Raw genomic sequence first — 16,572 nt, 5'->3', positions numbered from 1 at the left:
GGGTGTCGTATGATCCATGCTCGCCGTCAGCCGTACCAGGAGGTAACCGTGTCGCAGGCCGTTGCCAAGTTCCTGCTGTCTCCGCTGGCGCGGCTGATCTACCGGCCGGTCGTCCTGGGGCGGGAGAACGTGCCGAAGCGGGGTGCGGTGATCATCGCCAGCAACCACCTGGCGGCCATCGACAGCGCGGTGATCCCGCTGCTGGCCCCGCGTCCGGTGGTGTTCCTGGCCAAGGCCGAGTACTTCACCGGGAAGGGACTCAAGGGCCGACTGGTCAAGGCGTTCTTCGCGGCCATGGACTCGGTCCCGGTGCAGCGCGGGACGCACCGGGCGGCGCAGGCGGCGCTGGACACGGGGCTGGAGGTGCTGAAGTCCGGCAGGGCCTTCGGCATCTATCCGGAGGGCACCCGCTCCCGCGACGGCCGGCTCTACCGGGGGCGGACCGGGGTGGCCTGGCTGGCGCTGGCGTCGGGCGCGCCGGTGGTGCCGGTCGCGCTGGAGGGCACCGAGCAGATCCAGCCCATCGGTACGCTGCTGCCGCGCATCCGCCGGGTGACCATCCGCTTCGGCGAGCCGCTGGACTTCTCCGACCGCATCGGCGCCACCCCCGTCGGCCCGGTCCGCCGTGCGGTCACCGACGAGATCATGGACGCCATCCACGCGCTCTCCGAGCAGCCCCGGGTGGACGCCTACAACGAGCACGCCATCACCGCCTAGCCGACGGCCCCGTCCCCGCGCCGTCCGTGCCCGGCGCAGCCGAGCGGGCCGGACGGCTGGCTGCCGTCCGGCCCTGCGGTCACCGGGCGGCCGGTCAGCCGGTGAGCATCCGGTGCACGGTGACGACCGGGGCGTGCGCCGCGAGCGCGTTCACCCCCGGCCCCTTGGGCGCGGTCGCCGCGGCGGCCTTGAGGATGGACTCCACCTGTGCGGCCAGCGCGTCCGCCTGCTGCTGGACGGCGGTGACCGGCGCGGTGGACCGGCCCAGGGCGTCCAGGCTGCGGTGCACGTCGGCGAGTTGGCGCTGTGCGGCGGCACTAAGGGTGAACGGCTCCGGCGTCGAGACGATGAACTGCCAGGCCCCGGCCAGGGTCTGGCAGCCTGCGCAGTCGTGGTCGGCCGCGTGGCTGGTGTTCTGCGCGTTGAGGTGGATGTTCTCCCCGGCCATGGTGATGATCTGGAAGGAGAGCGCCACCGAGCGGCAGGGGGAGGCCGCGGAGCAGGCCCACGCCTGCGCCTGGGCCTGGTTGACGGCGCTGGCGTCGTACAGCGCGCCGTACTGGTGCACGGTGAAGGCGTCCTGGAACTGGCTGGGGTGGCCCGGGTTGGCCAGGCTGAACACGGTGTTGTCGGCCACCGCCACCCCGTGGCTGACGTGCGAGGTGGTGGCGGCCTCCGCACTGGCGGCGGTGGCGACCACGGTCAGCCCGGCGGTGGCGAGCATGCCGAGGCGCAGGGCCCGGCGCGCGGGCCCGGTGCGCGGCGTCGCTCTGCGGTGCTGGTTGAGGTTCACGGTGTGGCTCCCGAAGTGAGGTCGAACGCGGTGGCGCCGGGCGCGGCGACGTCCGGCAGGCGGTGCGGTACGAGGCGTGCGCGGTAAAGCCTGTGCAGGCGGTGCGGTGCGGTGCGGTGCGGTGCGGTTCCGGGTACGGCGGTACCCGGCGGTGTGCGTGGTCGCCCGGGACGACCCGTCCGGTCAGGTCGCCTTGGGCGCGGCGGCTGTGGACGGCGGGGCTGAGCTGGCGGGCGGGAGCGTGCTCGGCGGCGTCGTGGTGGACGCCGGGGGAGTCGAACTCGCCGCCGAGGGAGTCCCGCTGGGCGTGGTGGAGGGCTTGGACGAGTCCTGCGCGGAGGAGGGCGGAGCGCTGTGGGGCGTGCTCGCCGCCGCGGCCGGGCTGGCCGGTCCGCTGTTCTGCGGCGCCGCCGGTGCGGGCACGCTGGTCGCCGTCCCGGCGGTGGCGGACGGCGTCAGGCCCGGCACGGGCACGGGCGCGCCGCCGGGCCGGGAGGTCGGCCGGGCTCCGGCGGTGGGGCCGGTGCTCGGCGCGGCCCCGGTCGGGGCATGCGTCTGCGGCGGTTCGGTGGTGGGCACGCCCGGCTGCAGCACCGGCACGATCGGCGGCTGCGGCGGCAGCGGCTTGGGCGTGATGCCGCTGACCCAGGCGCTGCCCAGGGCGGCGGCCCCGGCGATGGCCAGTACGCAGAACGCGGCCCGCAGCCGAGGGCTGCCGCTGGTGCCGCGCAGGGCGGTCCGCAGCAGCCGTCCGCCGAGCCGCACGGACAGGTAGGCCATGCCGGCCAGCGGGCAGATCAGCATGAAGCTGCCGAGCACCCCGACCAGCCCGGTGGCCAGATGGCCGGCGGCGAACGCCGAAGCAGTGCCGCTCAGTTGGGTGGTGAGCGAGCGGACGCCGGTGGCGAGTATCCGGGGCAGGTTCCACAGCGCGTAGCCGAGGTCGCCCAGCAGCAGCGGCACCATGGTCATCACCCAGATGGTGATGACCACGCGGGCGGAGCGCTTGAGGTCGGCCACCTCCGGCCGGACCGGTCGGCCGGGGACGGCACTGAGCAGGATCGGCCTGATCTTGCCGAAGAGGTCGGGCACCCCGGCCAGGTCGCCGAGGATGTAGTAGCCGTCCAGCCGGACGGCGGGCATCAGCTGCTCCAGCACCTCGAAGTGCCCCAGGTAGACGGCGCTGAGGAAGAACTGTTGGCCGGTCAGGAAGTAACACCCGGCCATGCCGAGCATGAAGACGACGTTGAAGTAGACGCCGCCGAGGTCGGTCCGGATGCGCCCGCCGCGGCCGATCCGGTAGACGTCGGTGACGTCGGTGTACATGGAGGGCCAGATCAGGAACAGGCCGCAGCCGATGCAGCCCGGTTTCGCGCCGCCGTAGCGGCAGGCGGAGGCGTGCCCGAACTCGTGGAACACCAGCGAGGCCACCGTCAGCGCGAACACCACCAGCAGCAGCACCGGCTGGTTCAGCACCTCCAGGACCGGGGTCATCGCGCCGTGGAAGCAGAACAGCCAGACGTCCAGCGCCGCCATGGCCGCCAGCACCGCCACCACCACCGCCGGCCGGTGCAGCCAGGCCAGCGAGCGCCCGATCCGGTTCACCCGGCGCTGGTCGAACAGCACCCGGTGGCCCTTGAGGGCGAGCAGCAGGTCGGAGCGTGGGGCCTCGACCGCCTCGTCGCCCTCCTGGTCGTAGGGCACCGTGACACCGAGCGGAGTGAGCTTCTGCTCGACGAGGTAGGCGATGTTCTCCTCGCTGACCTCGCGCCCGTACAGGCCGCTGACGCGGTGCGCGACGGTCTCGGTGTCGCTGGAGCCGTCGATCGCGGCGGCGACCAGGTGGAGCAGCCGGGAGAGCTGCACCACCTGGCCGTCGCCCCGTCGGGCGATGTACTTGGGCTCGTTGAAGCCGGACCCCTGGTACTCGCCGTGCAGCTTCAGCCCGGCGCTCAGCCGGGGCACCGGGAAGTGCGGCGCCGCTCCCGGCCCCGAGGACTGGGCCGGGACCGGCGCCGGGACCGGGATCGGGGCCGAGACCGGGACCGGGACGGGGGTGTCGTACGGGTCGTACGCGGTGAACTCGTCGTACCCGGTGATCTGCGTGTACTGCTCGTAGGAGGTGGCGAAGCCCCCCGGACCGGGGACGAGTGCCCCCGGCTCCACGCTCACGGTCATCTGTGCTGCCCTTCCCCCCGTTGACGCGGCCCTTCGACATCCCCGGCCCCTGGCCCCCGAGTGCGGGCCGCTCCCTCCCCAGGCGCGGCCCGCACCCCGAACGCAGGTGTGCGCGGGTACTGCTGTTGCTGCGGCTGCTACTGGCTGATGCTGATCGCCTGGTCGGCCTCGGACTGGGCGGTGGCGCCCAGCGAGCCGAAGTTGTTGGCGCTGGAGGTGTTGTGCGCCGAGACGTTGGCGACGTGCTGGGTGACGTTGACGGTCTTGGTGAAGCTGAACTTCAGCTTGCCCAGGGCCTCGCGGCCGGGGAGCAGCTCGGCGGACTCGGCGTCGAGCTCGTGCATGTCCATGCTCATGGCAGTGCCTTTCGTGGTGGTGGTACGGAGTTGTGGTGGTACGAGGTGCTGCAGGTGCGGTGGTACGGCTGTGGCAGCGCGGGGGTGCTACTGGTGGATGCTGATCGACTGACCGGCGTCCGACTGGGCGGTCGCGCCCAGCGAGCCGAAGTTGTCGGCGGTGGAGGTGTTGTGCGCCGAGACGTTGGCCACGTGGCTGGTGACGTTCACGGTCTTGGCGAAGCTGAACTGCAGCTTGCCGAGGGCCTCGCGGCCGGGGAGCAGCTCGGCCGATTCGGCGTTCAGCTCGTTGATGTCAAGCACGGTCGATTCCCCCTGAGGAATGGACGGGTGCGGTCGGACGACCCAAGGGATCCCCCAGTCGTCCAATCCGGTCGGACGGCTTGTCCAACGAGATTGGACACTAGTCGGCCCGGATCGCGGCCCGCAAGGGGTTTGCCCACGACGTTCTGTAACGGGACGGCAACAGAGAGAAATCGGCAGGTGAGGGGGGTCGGGGCGGTGCCGAAACCGGTGATCGCCGTAGAATCGTCCCCTCGGAGCCCGCCGACCCGGCGGCGACAGGAGGCGTCAGCCAGGTGTCCAACGCGCTGCAGCAACTGATGAGAGAGCGGTTGGACCGGGAGGGCTGGTCCTACGGCGAGGTCGCCCGCCGCGGCGACATCCCCCGATCCACCGTGCACCACCTCGCCACCAGCGAACGACTGGTCAGAATGCCGCAGCCCGCGACCCTGGAGGGCCTCGCCCGGGGGCTCGAGCTGCCGCTGGACGCCGTCCGCCGGGCCGCCGCCGAGGCGTGCGGCATCCACCTGTACGCGGCCGGCCCCGCCCCGGCCGAGGGCGGCCGCCCGGCCGCCGACCCCGAGGTGGACGTGCTCATCGCCAGCCTGCAGAAGCTCTCAGTGGACGACCGCCGCCATGTCGCCGCCCTGGTCGAGTCGCTGCTCGGCAAGGGCGCCGGCGTCCGCGGCGATCAGGACGGACGTTCGCAAGCGGCAGAGTAGGACGCCACCCCTGCCCGTTCGGGTTCCCGATCCGCCCCAGAATGACCGGATGGGGCGAATATCCCGGCACTCCCGCGCCTGTACGGGTGGCTGCGGCTAGCTTGTTCGTACTGCAAGCCCGCAAGGGAGGGGCGGGTGAGCCGCACGCCGCCCCGCGGACCAGGGGGACATGTGCTGGTCGTACAGGGAAGCCCCACCACTGCCGTCGTCCGGGGCAGCAGCGGCGAATCCGTCGTCCTGCTCTCCGGGGAGCTTCCGGCCGAACTCACCGACGCCAACCTCGCCGAGGTGCTGCACCTCGCCGCGGCCGTCCTGGACGGGGAGGAGATGCTGCTGTTCCGCCGCTGCCTGGCCGCGCTGCGCCGGGGCGAGCTGGACGGCACCAGCAGCGTGGAGGTGGACGGCGCGGTGCTCACCGTCTACACCGGCTGACCTCCCGTCCCGCCGCCGTCGGTGACAATGGAGGCGCGCTCTTACCGCGCTCTCATGCACGACGGAGAGAATCAGCACCGTGACGTCGACAGTACTTCTGGCCGAGGACGACCGGGCCATCCGCGATTCCCTGGTGCGCCTGCTGACCCTGGAGGGGTACCAGGTGACCGCCGTCGCCGACGGTATCCAGGCACTCGCCGCGATCCATCGGGACCGCCCGGACGCCATCGTCCTGGACGTGATGATGCCCGGCATCGACGGCCTCGCCGTGTGCAGCGTGCTGCGCGCCGAGAACGACCGCACCCCGATCCTGATGCTGACCGCCCGGGTGGAGACCTCCGACCGGGTGGCCGGGCTGGACGCGGGCGCGGACGACTACATGGTGAAGCCGTTCGAGACGGACGAGCTGCTGGCGCGGCTGCGCGCGCTGCTGCGCCGCGCCCTGCCGGTCCCGGTGCCGGCCGACCCGCCGTCCACCCAGGCGGCGCATCCGGCCGACGGCCTGATCGAGGTCGGCGACCTGCGGATCGACCCCACCGCCCGCCGGGTGTGGCGGCAGGGCACCGAGATCGCCCTCTCCCGCACCGAGTACGACCTGCTGGAACTGCTGGCCCGCAACGCCGGGATCGTGCTCGACCACAGCACGGTCTACGACCGGATCTGGGGCTACGACTTCGGCCCGGGATCGAAGAACCTCGCCGTGTACATCGGCTACCTGCGCCGCAAGCTGGAGCTGCCGGACGCCCCGGCGCTGATCCACACGGTCCGCGGGGTCGGCTACTCGCTGCGGGAGCCGTAGCACCGGTGGGCGCAGACCGAGTGGGACGCGAACCGTGAGCCGGGTGCCGTGGCGCCTGCTGTCGCCGGCGGCCGTGAGCCGGGCGCTGCGCCAGGGGCCCTCCGGCGGGCTCCGGGTGCGCTTCGCGGTGGCCTTCGCCGGGGTGGCCGCGCTGGTCGCGGTGCTGGTCGGGGGCCTGGGGTACGACTCCGCGGCGAGCATGATCCGGCGCGACCGCACCAGCGACTTCACCGACTCGCTGAACAGCCTGCGCTCCTCGGTCGAGGGCAACACGCTGAAGCCCGCCAGCTTCCTGCCGACCAAGGGCAACAACCTGCGGGACACGCTGATCCAGTCCGGCGACATCGGCATCCAGGTGCTCGGCCCGACCGGGCAGGTGCTGGACACCGCCAACACCGACCGGCTGCCGGTCAGCGCCACCGACATCGCGTACGCCAGGGCGCGGACGGCCGGGCACGACCACACCATCACCGAGGTGACCGCGGGCAGCCACTACCGGGTGGTGACCGTCTCGCTGGGCGGCGGTCGCGGGGCGGTGCAGCTCAGCCAGCTGCTCACCGACACCGACCAGTTGCTGGAGGCGCTGCTGCACCGCATCGCCGAGCTGGCCGGGGTGGTGGTGCTGCTGGCCGGGGCGTCCGGCTGGTGGCTGGCCGGGCGGATCACCCGGCGGCTGGTCAGCCTCACCGGCGCGGCCGAGCACGTCGCCTCCACCGGCCAGCTGGACGTGGACGTGCCCCGGCGCGGCGCCGACGAGATCGGACGGCTCGGGCGGGCCTTCGACGACATGCTCGGCCGGCTGGCCCGCTCCAAGGACGACCAGCGCCGCCTGGTCCAGGACGCCGGGCACGAGCTGCGCACCCCGCTGACCTCGCTGCGCACCAACATCGCCGCCCTGCCCCGGCTCGACCAGCTGCCGCCGGAGTCCCGCGACGGCCTGCTGGAGGACCTGGCGACCGAGACCCGCGAGCTGACCGTGCTGGTCAACGAGCTGGTGGAACTGGCCGCCGACCGGCGCGAGGCCGAGGAGCCGACCGAGGTGCAGCTGGACGCCCTGGCCGAGCGGGTGGCCGAGCTGGCCCGCCGCCGCACCGGCCGGGAGATCGTGGTGGTCGCCCGGCCCTCGCCGGTGACCGCCCGGCCGCAGGCGCTGCAACGGGCGCTGAGCAACCTGGTCGAGAACGCCGCCAAGTTCGCCCCCGGCGACAGCCAGATCCTGCTCACCGTGGACGCCGGGCGGGTCGCCGTGCTGGACCGCGGCCCCGGCATCGACGAGGCCGACCTGGACCGGGTGTTCAACCGGTTCTACCGGGCCACCCGGGCCCGCAGCCTGCCCGGCTCGGGCCTCGGCCTGTCCATCGTGCGCGAGGTCGCGGAGAGCCACGGCGGCCGGGCCTTCGCCCACAACCGCCCCGGCGGCGGTGCCGAGATCGGCTTCACCCTGCGCACCGACCCGGTGGACCCGGCCGCGCCGACACGCCGACCGACAAATCGGACAAGAGGTTGATTTCCGGCTAGATTTCCCGGTACGGCCTGGCGAACGGTCGGCAGCCGCCGCGCCCGCCCCTCCGGGGGCGGTGCGGCTCTGTCGGCCGTTCAGCGGGCCGTACGTGCCGTCGAGGGAAGGAACGCCATGAGCAACCTGATCGCCGTCGCCTATCCGGATGTCGCCACCGCCGAGAAGGTCCGTGCCCTGCTCGGGGACCTGCAGAAGCAGAAGCTGATCCAGGTCGAGGACGCCGTCGTGGTCGAACGCCGGGAGGACGGCAAGGTCAAGCTGCACCAGGCGGTCAGCACCACCGGCGTCGGCGCGGCCGGGGGCGCGCTCTGGGGCGGCCTCATCGGGCTGATCTTCCTGATGCCGTTCCTCGGTGCGGCCATCGGCGGCGCGGCCGGCGCGGCCGTCGGCTCCGCCCAGGACTACGGCGTGGACAACGACTTCATGCGCAGGGTCGGCGAGCACCTCACCCCCGGCGCGGCCGCCCTGTTCGTGCTGGTCCAGCAGTCCGTCCCGGAGAAGGTCATCCCGCAGGTCGCCCCCTTCGGCGGCCAGCTGATCCAGACCTCGCTGAGCGACGAGGCCGAGGCCCACCTGCGCGAGGCCGTCCGGGCCGCCCAGTCCTGAGCCCGGCGGGCAGGACCGCACCGACCCGCCCCACCCGCCCCGACCGCCGCGCGAGGACGAGATGGCCGCAGCGACCGCGCCCGCAGCCGCGCCCCCGCAGCCCCGGGTGCCCACCCGCCGGACGACGGAACTGCTGCTGGTCGTCGCCGCGGTGCTGATCGCCGCCTTCGGCTACGCCGACACCGGCTACGCCATCGACGGCCGGGTGCCCGCCGACACCGTCAGGTACACGGCCGGGCTGGGCGTCCTGGCCCTGCTGGCGCACCTGGCCGTACGGCTGCGGGCGCGCTGGGCCGATCCGCTGCTGCTGCCGCTGGCGGTACTGCTCAACGGCCTCGGCCTGGTCGTCATCTACCGGCTCGACCGGGCCACGGCCACCTCCTCCGCCCCCTCCCAGCTGCTCTGGTCGGCGCTGGGCGGGGTGCTGTTCATCGCGGTGGTGCTGTTCCTGCGGGACTACCGGGTGCTGCAGCGCTACGGCTACGTGTGCGCCTTCTTCGCCATCGTCCTGATGATCGTCCCGGTGTTCCTGCCGGCCGTGTACGGGGCCAAGATCTGGATCAAGGCCGGGCCGCTCTCCTTCCAGCCCGGCGAGATCGCCAAGATCGCGCTGGCGGTGTTCTTCGCCTCCTACCTGGCCGTCAACCGGGACGCGCTGGCGCTGACCGGCCGCCGGATCTGGCGGATCGAGCTGCCGCGTGGCCGGGATCTGGGCCCGATCCTGGTGGTCTGGCTGGTCAGCTCGGGCGTGCTGTTCCTGGAGCAGGACCTCGGCACCTCGCTGATCTTCTTCGGCATGTTCGTGATCATGCTGTACGTGGCCACCGGGCGGACCGGCTGGATCGCGGTCGGGCTGATCCTGGTGGCCGCCGCGGTCGTCCCGGTCGCGCTGTTCGAGCCGCACGTGCACAGCCGCTTCGTGGACTGGCTCGACCCCATGCGCAGCATCGGCCTGGACCAGGGCCCCGGGCAGCTCGCCCAGTCGCTGTTCGCCTTCGCCGCCGGGGGACTGCTGGGCACCGGCCTGGGCCAGGGCCACTCGTACCTGATCGGCTTCGCGGTGAAGTCCGACTGGATCCTGGCCACCTTCGGCGAGGAGCTGGGGCTGGCCGGCCTGGCGGCGCTGCTGCTGGCGTACGCGGTGCTGGTGGTGCGCGGCTACCGGGCCGGGATCATGCTGCGCGACCCGTTCGGACGGCTGCTCTCGATCGGCCTGGCCTCGCTGCTGGCGCTGCAGGTGTTCGTGGTCACCGGCGGCGTCACCGACCTCATCCCGCTGACCGGGATGACCATGCCGTTCCTGGCGCAGGGCGGCTCCTCGCTGGTCACCAACTGGGTGCTGGTGGCGCTGCTGATCCGCACCAGCGACGCCGCCCGGCGGCCCGAGCTGCCGCCCGCCCCGCCGCCCGAGGACCCGCCGCTCCCCGGGCCCCCGCGGCCGCCCGGGGAACCGCGGCCCACTGCACCGCCCGGCGCGGACGCACCGACCCAGGGAGTGCCCAAGGTATGAGTCCGTTCGGTCGCGGCCGAGAGGAGCAGCCCCCGGCGGGCGCGGTACGGCTGACCCTGGCCCGGACCGCACGCCGGGCCGGGCTGTTCTGCCTGCTGCTGGTGGTGGCGCTGCTGGTGAACCTCACCCTGGTGCAGGTCGTCCAGGCCCCGCACTACAACGACAGCCAGGCCAACCAGCGCGCGGTGCTGGCCCGCTACGCGCAGCCGCGCGGCGACATCGTCGTCGGCGGCAGCCCGGTCACCGGCTCCCGGGCCACCGGCGGCAGCTTCGACTACGTCCGCACCTACACCGACGGCCCGCTGTACGCGCCGGTCACGGGCCTGTCCTCGCAGACCTACGGCAACACCCTGCTGGAGGGCGTCGAGGACGGCGTGCTCTCCGGGACGGACAGCCGGCTGCCGGTGTACCCGCTGCTGAACGCCGTCACCCGGGAGCAGGTGCCCGGCGGCAAGGTGATCACCACCATCAACGCCAGGGCCCAGCGGGCCGCCTTCGCCGGGCTGGGCGGCAAGCGCGGCGCGGTGGCCGCGATCGAGCCCGCCACCGGCCGGATCCTGGCCCTGGTCAGCACCCCCTCGTACAACCCGGGCAGCGTCGCCGGGACCGGCCCGGCGGTGACCGCCGCCTGGAACGGCCTGACCGCCGACCCGACCCAGCCGATGCTGAACCGGGCGCTGCGGCAGACCTATCCGCCGGGCTCCACCTTCAAGCTGGTCACCGCCTCGGCCGGGCTGGCCAAGGGCGTCTACAGCGGCATCGACGTGCCGACCGACTCGCCCGACCCGTACACGCCCGCCGACACCACCGTGCCCCTCGTCAACGAGAGCGCCTCCGACCCCTGCCGGGACGCCACCCTGCGGGTCGCGCTGGAGGTCTCCTGCAACACCGTCTACGGCAAGCTCGGCGTCGACGTCGGCGAGGCCGGCATGGTGCGGATGGCCCAGGCGTACGGCTTCAACCAGACCGGCCAGGTGATCCCGGTCGGGGTGTCCCGCAGCGTCTTCCCGACCGGGCTGACCGGCCAGGCGTACCTGGCGCTGTCCTCGATCGGGCAGTACGACACGGCGGCCACCCCGCTGCAGATGGCCGAGGTGGCGGCGGCCATCGCCGACAACGGCACGCTGATGCAGCCGCAGCTGGTCAGTTCGCTGACCCGGTCCGACGGCACCGCCGTGCAGACCTACCACCCCAGGGTCTTCTCGCACCCGGTCTCGGCGGACGTCGCCGCCGAGCTGCAGCAGATGATGGTGGGCGTGGTCACCGACCCGCTGGGCACCGGCGGCAACGCCGCCATCCCGGGCGTGACCGTCGGCGGCAAGACCGGCACCGCCCAGAACGGTGTCAACAACGCCGGTACTCCGTACGCGTGGTTCGTCTCCTTCGCCCGGCCGAGCGGGGCGGCGGTGGCGCCGGTGGCGGTGGCCGTGGTGGTCGAGGACAGCAACGCCGACCGGGCCGACGTCAGCGGCGGCGGACTGGCCGCGCCGGTGGCCCGAGCGGTGATGCAGGCTGTACTCAACGGTTGATGATCGGACAAGGTAGACCCATGCCGATGATCGCAGTGGTGGGGAGCGTCAATCTCGACCTGGTCGTGCCGGTCCCGCACCACCCCGGACCGGGGGAGACGGTGCTGGGCGGCGCGCTGGCCGAGCATCCGGGCGGCAAGGGCGCCAACCAGGCGGTGGCGGCGGCCCGGCTCGGGGCCCAGGTCGCCATGGTGGCCATGGTCGGCGCGGACGCCATCGGCGGGCGGCTGCGGGCGGCGCTGGAACGCGAGGGGGTGGACGTCGAGCGGGTGCTCCGGGAGGAAGGGCTGGCCAGCGGGCAGGCGCTGGTCGCGGTGGACCGCGCCACCGGGGAGAACTCGATCATCGTCAGCCCCGGCGCGAACAGTGCTCTCGCAGCGGAGCACTGCGCCGCCGCCGGAGCACTGCTCCGCGACGCGAACGTCACCCTGCTGCAGCAGGAGGTCCCCGACGAGACCGTCGAGGCAGCGGCCCGGCTCGCGGCCGGCCTGGTGCTGCTCAACCCCGCCCCCGCCCGCCCGCTCACCCCGGCCCTGCTGGAGATGGTCGACGTGCTGGTGCCCAACCGCGCGGAGCTGGCCGCCCTGGTCGGCCGACCGCTGCCGGACCTGCACGACGTCGCCGACGCGGCCCGCACCCTGCGCGGCCCGGCCGCCGTCGTGGTCACCCTCGGCGCGGACGGAGCACTGCTCTGCGAGGAGGGCGCTGTTCACGTCGTCCCGCCGCTGCCGGTGACCCCGGTCGACACCACCGCCGCCGGGGACGCCTTCTGCGGCGCGCTGGCCGTCGCCCTCGCCGAGGGCCGCCCGCTGCACGAGGCCGCCCGCCGGGCCAACGCCGCCGCCGCCCTGAGCACCACCCGCCCCGGAGCCCAGCCCTCCCTCCCGACCCGCACCGAAGTCGAACACCTGCTCGCCCACCCCTTCTGACCCACCCCACCCCACCACCGTCCGCGCGCGTCCCCGCGCGGGGGCCGACGCGCCGTAACGCTGCGCCACCGCGCGGACTAAGCTCTGCACCGACATGGATGGAGTCCTCCGGCGGCTGAGCACTCGCGCCCTCGCCCGCGCCGGCACCTTCGTACAGATCCTCCGCAAGGCCGGGTGGGCCGCCCCCGACCAGCGGGTGTTCCTGCTCCCCTCGCTGGTCGGCCCGCGCCTGCGGTACGCCCTCGCCATGGTGTGCGCCGCCTGCGTCTTCATCCTCACCGAGACCGCCGACGGCCAGCTCAACCAGCTCGTCCCCGGCAGCCTCGCCTGGGCCCTGGCCGGGCTGCAGGTGCTGCCGCTGCTGCTGGCCGCCTCCCGCCCGCTGGCCGCCTGGCGGATCTGCGCGGTCGGCCTCACCCTCACCACCTTCGCCGAGGTCGGGCACGCCCCCACCCCGTTCTGGCCCTGGCCGGTCAGCGGCTGCATCGCCTACGTCGCGCTGCTGTTCATCACCGCCCAGGTCTACGGCCGGGACGTCGCCGTCGGCGTGGACGTGCTCACCGCGGGGGCGGTGCTGCTCCCGGCCGTCCCGCTGGTCGGGCTGCCGCCGGTGGTGCTCGCGGTGGCCGCCGTGGTGGTCACCCTGGTGTTGGTCCTGGGCGAGTCCATCCACTCGCGCCGCGAGGCCGAGCGGCACCTGGTCCAGGCCGAGGAGCAGCGCCGGGCCGGCCTGGCCCGGCAGGCCGTGCTGGAGGAGCGCTCACGGATCGCCCGCGAGCTGCACGACGTGGTCGCGCACCACATGTCGATGATCGCCATCCAGGCCGAGGCCGCCCCCTACAAGGAGCCCGGCCTGCCCGAGCAGACGCTGCGCACCTTCGGCGCCATCCGCGAGGCGTCCACCACCGCGCTGACCGAGATGCGCCGGGTCATCGGCCTGCTGCGCGAGGACGACGAGAACGCCGAGCGCGCGCCGCAGCCCGGCATCGACCGGATCCCGGAGATGGTCCGCGCCGCCCGGCAGGCCGGCATGCAGGTCGACCTCACCCTCACCGCCGGTCCCGAGCGGCCGCCCGCCGTCGTCGACGTCTCGGTGTACCGCATCGTGCAGGAGGCGCTGAGCAACGCCGGACGCCACGCGCCCGGCGCCCGGGTCGAGGTCGAGGTGCTGCGCACCGAGCGCGGCGTCCAGGTGTACGTCGCCGACGACGGCCGCTCCAACGGCGGCCCGGTCCTCGGCGGCAACGGCGGCCACGGCCTCACTGGCATGCGCGAGCGCGCCGCGATGCTGGGCGGCACGCTGCGCGCCCACCCGCGCGAGCACGGAGGCTTCGAGGTGACCGCCGAGCTGCCGCTCGACGGCGTACCGGACCAGCGGCGCGGAGAGCACTCCACGGCCGCGAGCGAAGAGAACTGACGGGGGAGCGCGACCATGGGCGACAGCGTCCGGGTGCTGCTGGTGGACGACCAGGAGATGGTGCGCGACGGGCTCGGGGCGCTGCTCGCCTCCGCCCCCGACATCGAGCTGGTCGGCGAGGCCGGTGACGGCCTCCTGGCCGTCCAGCTCGCCGCCGAGCTGCGGCCGGACGTGGTGGTCATGGACATCCGCATGCCCGGCATGGACGGCCTCACCGCGACCGCCCGCATCCTCGGCGACGCGCTCCCCGGCGAGGCGCCCGGCCCGGGCCGCCCGCGCGTGCTCATCCTCACCACCTTCGACCTGGACGAGTACGTCTACGAGGCGCTCGCCCGGGGCGCCAGCGGCTTCCTGCTCAAGGACGCCCCCGCCCGGGACCTGATCAACGCCGTCCGGGTGATCGCCTCCGGCGAGGCGCTGCTGGCCCCGTCCGTGACCCGCCGGCTGATCGACGACGTGGCCCGGCGCCGCCGCTCCGGCACGCTGCGCCCGGAGGCCGCCGCCACCCTCACCGTCCGCGAGCTGGACGTGCTGCGGCAGGTCGCCCGGGGCCTGTCCAACGGCGAGATCGCCGACGAGCTGTTCCTGTCGGAGCAGACCATCAAGACCCACGTCGGCCGGATACTGGCCAAGCTGGAGCTGCGCGACCGGACCCAGGCCGTGGTCTTCGCGTACGAGAACGGCCTGGTCGGCGGCCTGGGCGAGGCGGGCTGACGGCGTTAGGCCATCCTTGCCATCCTGGAGAGGGATATCCGCACCACCCTCCAGCGTGACGACGTGATCACAGAAACCTTCCTAACGTTGGCATGGTGACGACGACCCATGTCCCGGAAGCGGCCAGGAAGCTCACCGCCGTCAGTCCCGTGCACGCCGGCCCGCGCCGCCTGCCCTGGGTCCTGGGGGCCCTGGTCTGCGCCGGATGGGCCGGATTCTTCCCGCTCTTCTCCGACCTCGGCCCGCAGCGCAGCTGGGGCCTGATCGCGGCCGGCGGCTACCTGCTGGCCGCCGGCGCGGCCGGTTTCGCGCCGCGCCACCACGCCCCCCGGATCGCCGTCGCCGTCGCCCTGCTGGGCGCGGTCGCGGTCCCGCTGGCGGTGATGCTGGCCACCGGCGCGGCCCAGTCCGAGGTGCACGTCGTGCAGAACTCCGCGGCGCAGCTGCTGCGCACCGGCAGCCCGTACCTGCCCAACCCGCGGCACGTCATCGGCTACGACCCCTACCTCCCGGCGATGGCCCTGTTCGGCCTGCCGCGGGCCTGGCTGGGCAGCGCGGGCGCCGCGCAGTTCCTCGGCGACGCCCGGCCGTGGTTCCTGGCGGTCTTCGTCGGCTGCCTGGCCACCAGCTGGCGGCTGCTGCGCCCGGCCCGGAACGGGACGGCTCGGGGCGGGGCAGCCCGGGGCGGGGCCGCCGCACCGCCGGTCCGCTGTTGGTTCGCGCTGGCCGCCGTCGCGGCCACCCCGCTGATCGCGCTGACCGTCGCGGTCAGCGGCGTCGACCTGCCGCTGATCGGCTGCTGCCTGCTCGGACTGGCCTGCGCCGAGCGCGGGTACGCCGTCCGGGCCGGGCTGGTGATCGCCCTGGCCTGCGCGCTCAAGTGGACCGCCTGGCCCGCCCTCCCGGTCGCCCTGCTGCTGCTCCAGCAGCGCCACGGGCTGCGGACGGCGGCCCGCTGCGCGCTGGTGGCGCTGGCCGCGGGCGCGCTGCTGATCGTCCCGTCGGTGCTGGTCAGCCCGGGCGCGGTGGTCGAGCAGGTGGTCCGCTTCCCGCTCGGCCTGTCCCGCATGCACACCCCCGCCAACAGCCCGCTGCCCGGGCACCTGCTGGCCGAGCTGGGCCCGGCCGGGCGGACCGCCTCGCTGGTGCTGCTGGGCCTGGGCGGCGCGGCCGTCGCGCTGTGGCTGTTCCTGCGGCCGCCGCGCACCGCCGTGCAGGCTGCGGACCGGCTGGCGGCGGGCGTGGCGGTGGCCTTCCTGCTGGCCCCGGCCGGACGCTTCGGCTACCTGGAGCTGCCGGTGCTGCTGTTCCTGTGGCCCCGGCTGGCGCTGGGCTCGCTGCGCCCGCCCTCCTTCGCCGTCCTCCGGAGGCGCCGACCGGCCGTCCGCAGTCTCCGGCGGAGCAGCGGAAGCCCCCGGAGTGCCCGGAGCACCCCGGGAATAGTTTCCCAGGAAGACGTTGTTCTCCCGCTCAGTAGCTGAACCGACCGGTAGCTGATCCGACCAGTAGCTGGTCCGACCGAGGAGACACCATGGCCGTCCGCCGCCTCAACCACGCCGTGCTCTACATCCGGGACGTCCCGCGCGCCGTCGAGTTCTACACCGACGTCCTGGGCTTCGAGGTCTCCGCCGAGTACGACGGACGGGCCGCGTTCCTGCGCGCCGCCGGCACCCTGAACGACCACGACCTCGGCCTGTTCGCGGTCGGCGGCCAGGCCGCAGGCCCGGTCCCCGGCCAGGTCGGCCTCTACCACCTGGCCTGGGAGGCCGGCACGCTCGGCGACCTCGCCGCGATCGGCGCCAAGCTCCAGGCCCGGGGCGCGCTGGTCGGCGCCAGCGACCACGGCGTCAGCAAGTCCTTCTACGCCAAGGACCCCGACGGCATCGAGTTCGAGGTCATGTGGCGCGTCCCGCGCGAGGAGTGGCCGACCGACCACGCCGGCGTCGAGCGCCTCGACCTCGACGCCGCCCTCACCCGCTGGGGCGCCGACCTCCCCACCGGCGCCGCCGCCGGCTCCGCCACCTGACCCCGCGCCCCAGGCCCGGTGCCCGGTTTCGGGCCGGGACCGG

Annotated in this window: 17 protein-coding genes; 13 read left to right on the top strand and 4 right to left on the bottom strand. The window is 73.9% G+C overall.

The annotated features are described in order from the left end of the window. The first annotated feature begins 48 nt into the window (after positions 1-48). Positions 49-717 (top strand): 1-acyl-sn-glycerol-3-phosphate acyltransferase, encoded by a 669-nt coding sequence (locus GXW83_RS30895; protein ID WP_225447355.1) that lies wholly within the window; start codon positions 49-51, stop codon positions 715-717. Between the two features lie 94 nt (positions 718-811). On the opposite strand, the gene GXW83_RS30890 is transcribed toward GXW83_RS30895, so the two are convergent. The 4 genes from GXW83_RS30890 to GXW83_RS30875 all read right to left on the bottom strand — a co-directional run bounded on the left by GXW83_RS30890 (position 812) and on the right by GXW83_RS30875 (position 4,347). Beyond that, positions 812-1,510 (bottom strand): hypothetical protein, encoded by a 699-nt coding sequence (locus GXW83_RS30890; RefSeq protein ID WP_182446305.1) that lies wholly within the window; start codon positions 1,508-1,510, stop codon positions 812-814. A gap of 183 nt (positions 1,511-1,693) precedes the next feature. Further along, positions 1,694-3,688, bottom strand: coding sequence for a hypothetical protein (locus GXW83_RS30885; RefSeq protein WP_225447354.1), 1,995 nt, complete (start codon positions 3,686-3,688; stop codon positions 1,694-1,696). A 137-nt stretch (positions 3,689-3,825) separates the two neighbouring features. Further along, positions 3,826-4,044, bottom strand: coding sequence for a hypothetical protein (locus tag GXW83_RS30880; RefSeq protein ID WP_182446304.1), 219 nt, complete (start codon positions 4,042-4,044; stop codon positions 3,826-3,828). 87 nt (positions 4,045-4,131) lie between these two features. Continuing rightward, positions 4,132-4,347 (bottom strand): hypothetical protein, encoded by a 216-nt coding sequence (locus GXW83_RS30875; protein WP_182446303.1) that lies wholly within the window; start codon positions 4,345-4,347, stop codon positions 4,132-4,134. 275 nt (positions 4,348-4,622) lie between these two features. Here GXW83_RS30875 and GXW83_RS30870 point away from each other — a divergent pair, with 275 nt between their 5' ends. The 12 genes from GXW83_RS30870 to GXW83_RS30815 all read left to right on the top strand — a co-directional run bounded on the left by GXW83_RS30870 (position 4,623) and on the right by GXW83_RS30815 (position 16,529). Continuing rightward, entirely contained in the window at positions 4,623-5,048 is a 426-nt protein-coding gene (locus GXW83_RS30870; protein ID WP_182446302.1) for a helix-turn-helix transcriptional regulator, read from the top strand. Between the two features lie 171 nt (positions 5,049-5,219). Continuing rightward, positions 5,220-5,480 carry a hypothetical protein gene (locus GXW83_RS30865; RefSeq protein WP_225447353.1) on the top strand — a complete coding sequence of 87 codons (261 nt, stop codon included), beginning with the start codon at positions 5,220-5,222 and terminating at the stop codon, positions 5,478-5,480. A gap of 79 nt (positions 5,481-5,559) precedes the next feature. Next, positions 5,560-6,279 carry a response regulator transcription factor gene (locus GXW83_RS30860; RefSeq protein WP_182446301.1) on the top strand — a complete coding sequence of 240 codons (720 nt, stop codon included), beginning with the start codon at positions 5,560-5,562 and terminating at the stop codon, positions 6,277-6,279. A 34-nt stretch (positions 6,280-6,313) separates the two neighbouring features. Then, on the top strand, positions 6,314-7,786 hold the full coding sequence (locus tag GXW83_RS30855; RefSeq protein WP_225447352.1) for an ATP-binding protein: 1,473 nt from the start codon (positions 6,314-6,316) through the stop codon (positions 7,784-7,786). 126 nt (positions 7,787-7,912) lie between these two features. Then, positions 7,913-8,404: a DUF1269 domain-containing protein gene (locus GXW83_RS30850; protein ID WP_182446300.1), complete on the top strand. Its 492-nt coding sequence runs from the start codon at positions 7,913-7,915 to the stop codon at positions 8,402-8,404. A 61-nt stretch (positions 8,405-8,465) separates the two neighbouring features. Beyond that, positions 8,466-9,914: an FtsW/RodA/SpoVE family cell cycle protein gene (locus tag GXW83_RS30845; RefSeq protein WP_182446299.1), complete on the top strand. Its 1,449-nt coding sequence runs from the start codon at positions 8,466-8,468 to the stop codon at positions 9,912-9,914. After that, entirely contained in the window at positions 9,911-11,443 is a 1,533-nt protein-coding gene (locus GXW83_RS30840; RefSeq protein WP_225447351.1) for a penicillin-binding transpeptidase domain-containing protein, read from the top strand. Before GXW83_RS30845 ends, GXW83_RS30840 begins: the two co-directional genes overlap by 4 nt. Positions 11,444-11,469: 26 nt before the next feature. Further along, the gene (gene rbsK, locus GXW83_RS30835) at positions 11,470-12,372 is read left to right on the top strand and encodes a ribokinase (RefSeq protein ID WP_182447670.1); all 903 of its coding nucleotides are present in this window, start codon (positions 11,470-11,472) and stop codon (positions 12,370-12,372) included. A 94-nt stretch (positions 12,373-12,466) separates the two neighbouring features. After that, complete coding sequence (locus GXW83_RS30830; protein ID WP_182446298.1) at positions 12,467-13,789, top strand: sensor histidine kinase; 1,323 nt, start codon at positions 12,467-12,469, stop codon at positions 13,787-13,789. A 15-nt stretch (positions 13,790-13,804) separates the two neighbouring features. After that, the gene (locus tag GXW83_RS30825; RefSeq protein WP_182446297.1) at positions 13,805-14,503 is read left to right on the top strand and encodes a response regulator transcription factor; all 699 of its coding nucleotides are present in this window, start codon (positions 13,805-13,807) and stop codon (positions 14,501-14,503) included. 95 nt (positions 14,504-14,598) lie between these two features. Next, a complete protein-coding gene (locus GXW83_RS30820) occupies positions 14,599-15,984 on the top strand; it encodes a glycosyltransferase 87 family protein (RefSeq protein ID WP_225447350.1) in 1,386 nt (461 codons plus the stop codon). A gap of 50 nt (positions 15,985-16,034) precedes the next feature. Further along, on the top strand, positions 16,035-16,529 hold the full coding sequence (locus GXW83_RS30815) for a VOC family protein (protein ID WP_182446295.1): 495 nt from the start codon (positions 16,035-16,037) through the stop codon (positions 16,527-16,529). Positions 16,530-16,572: the final 43 nt, after the last annotated feature.

Source organism: Streptacidiphilus sp. PB12-B1b, assembly GCF_014084125.1.
Lineage (GTDB): Bacteria > Actinomycetota > Actinomycetes > Streptomycetales > Streptomycetaceae > Streptacidiphilus.
This window is presented reverse-complemented; position numbering and strand designations above follow the sequence as displayed.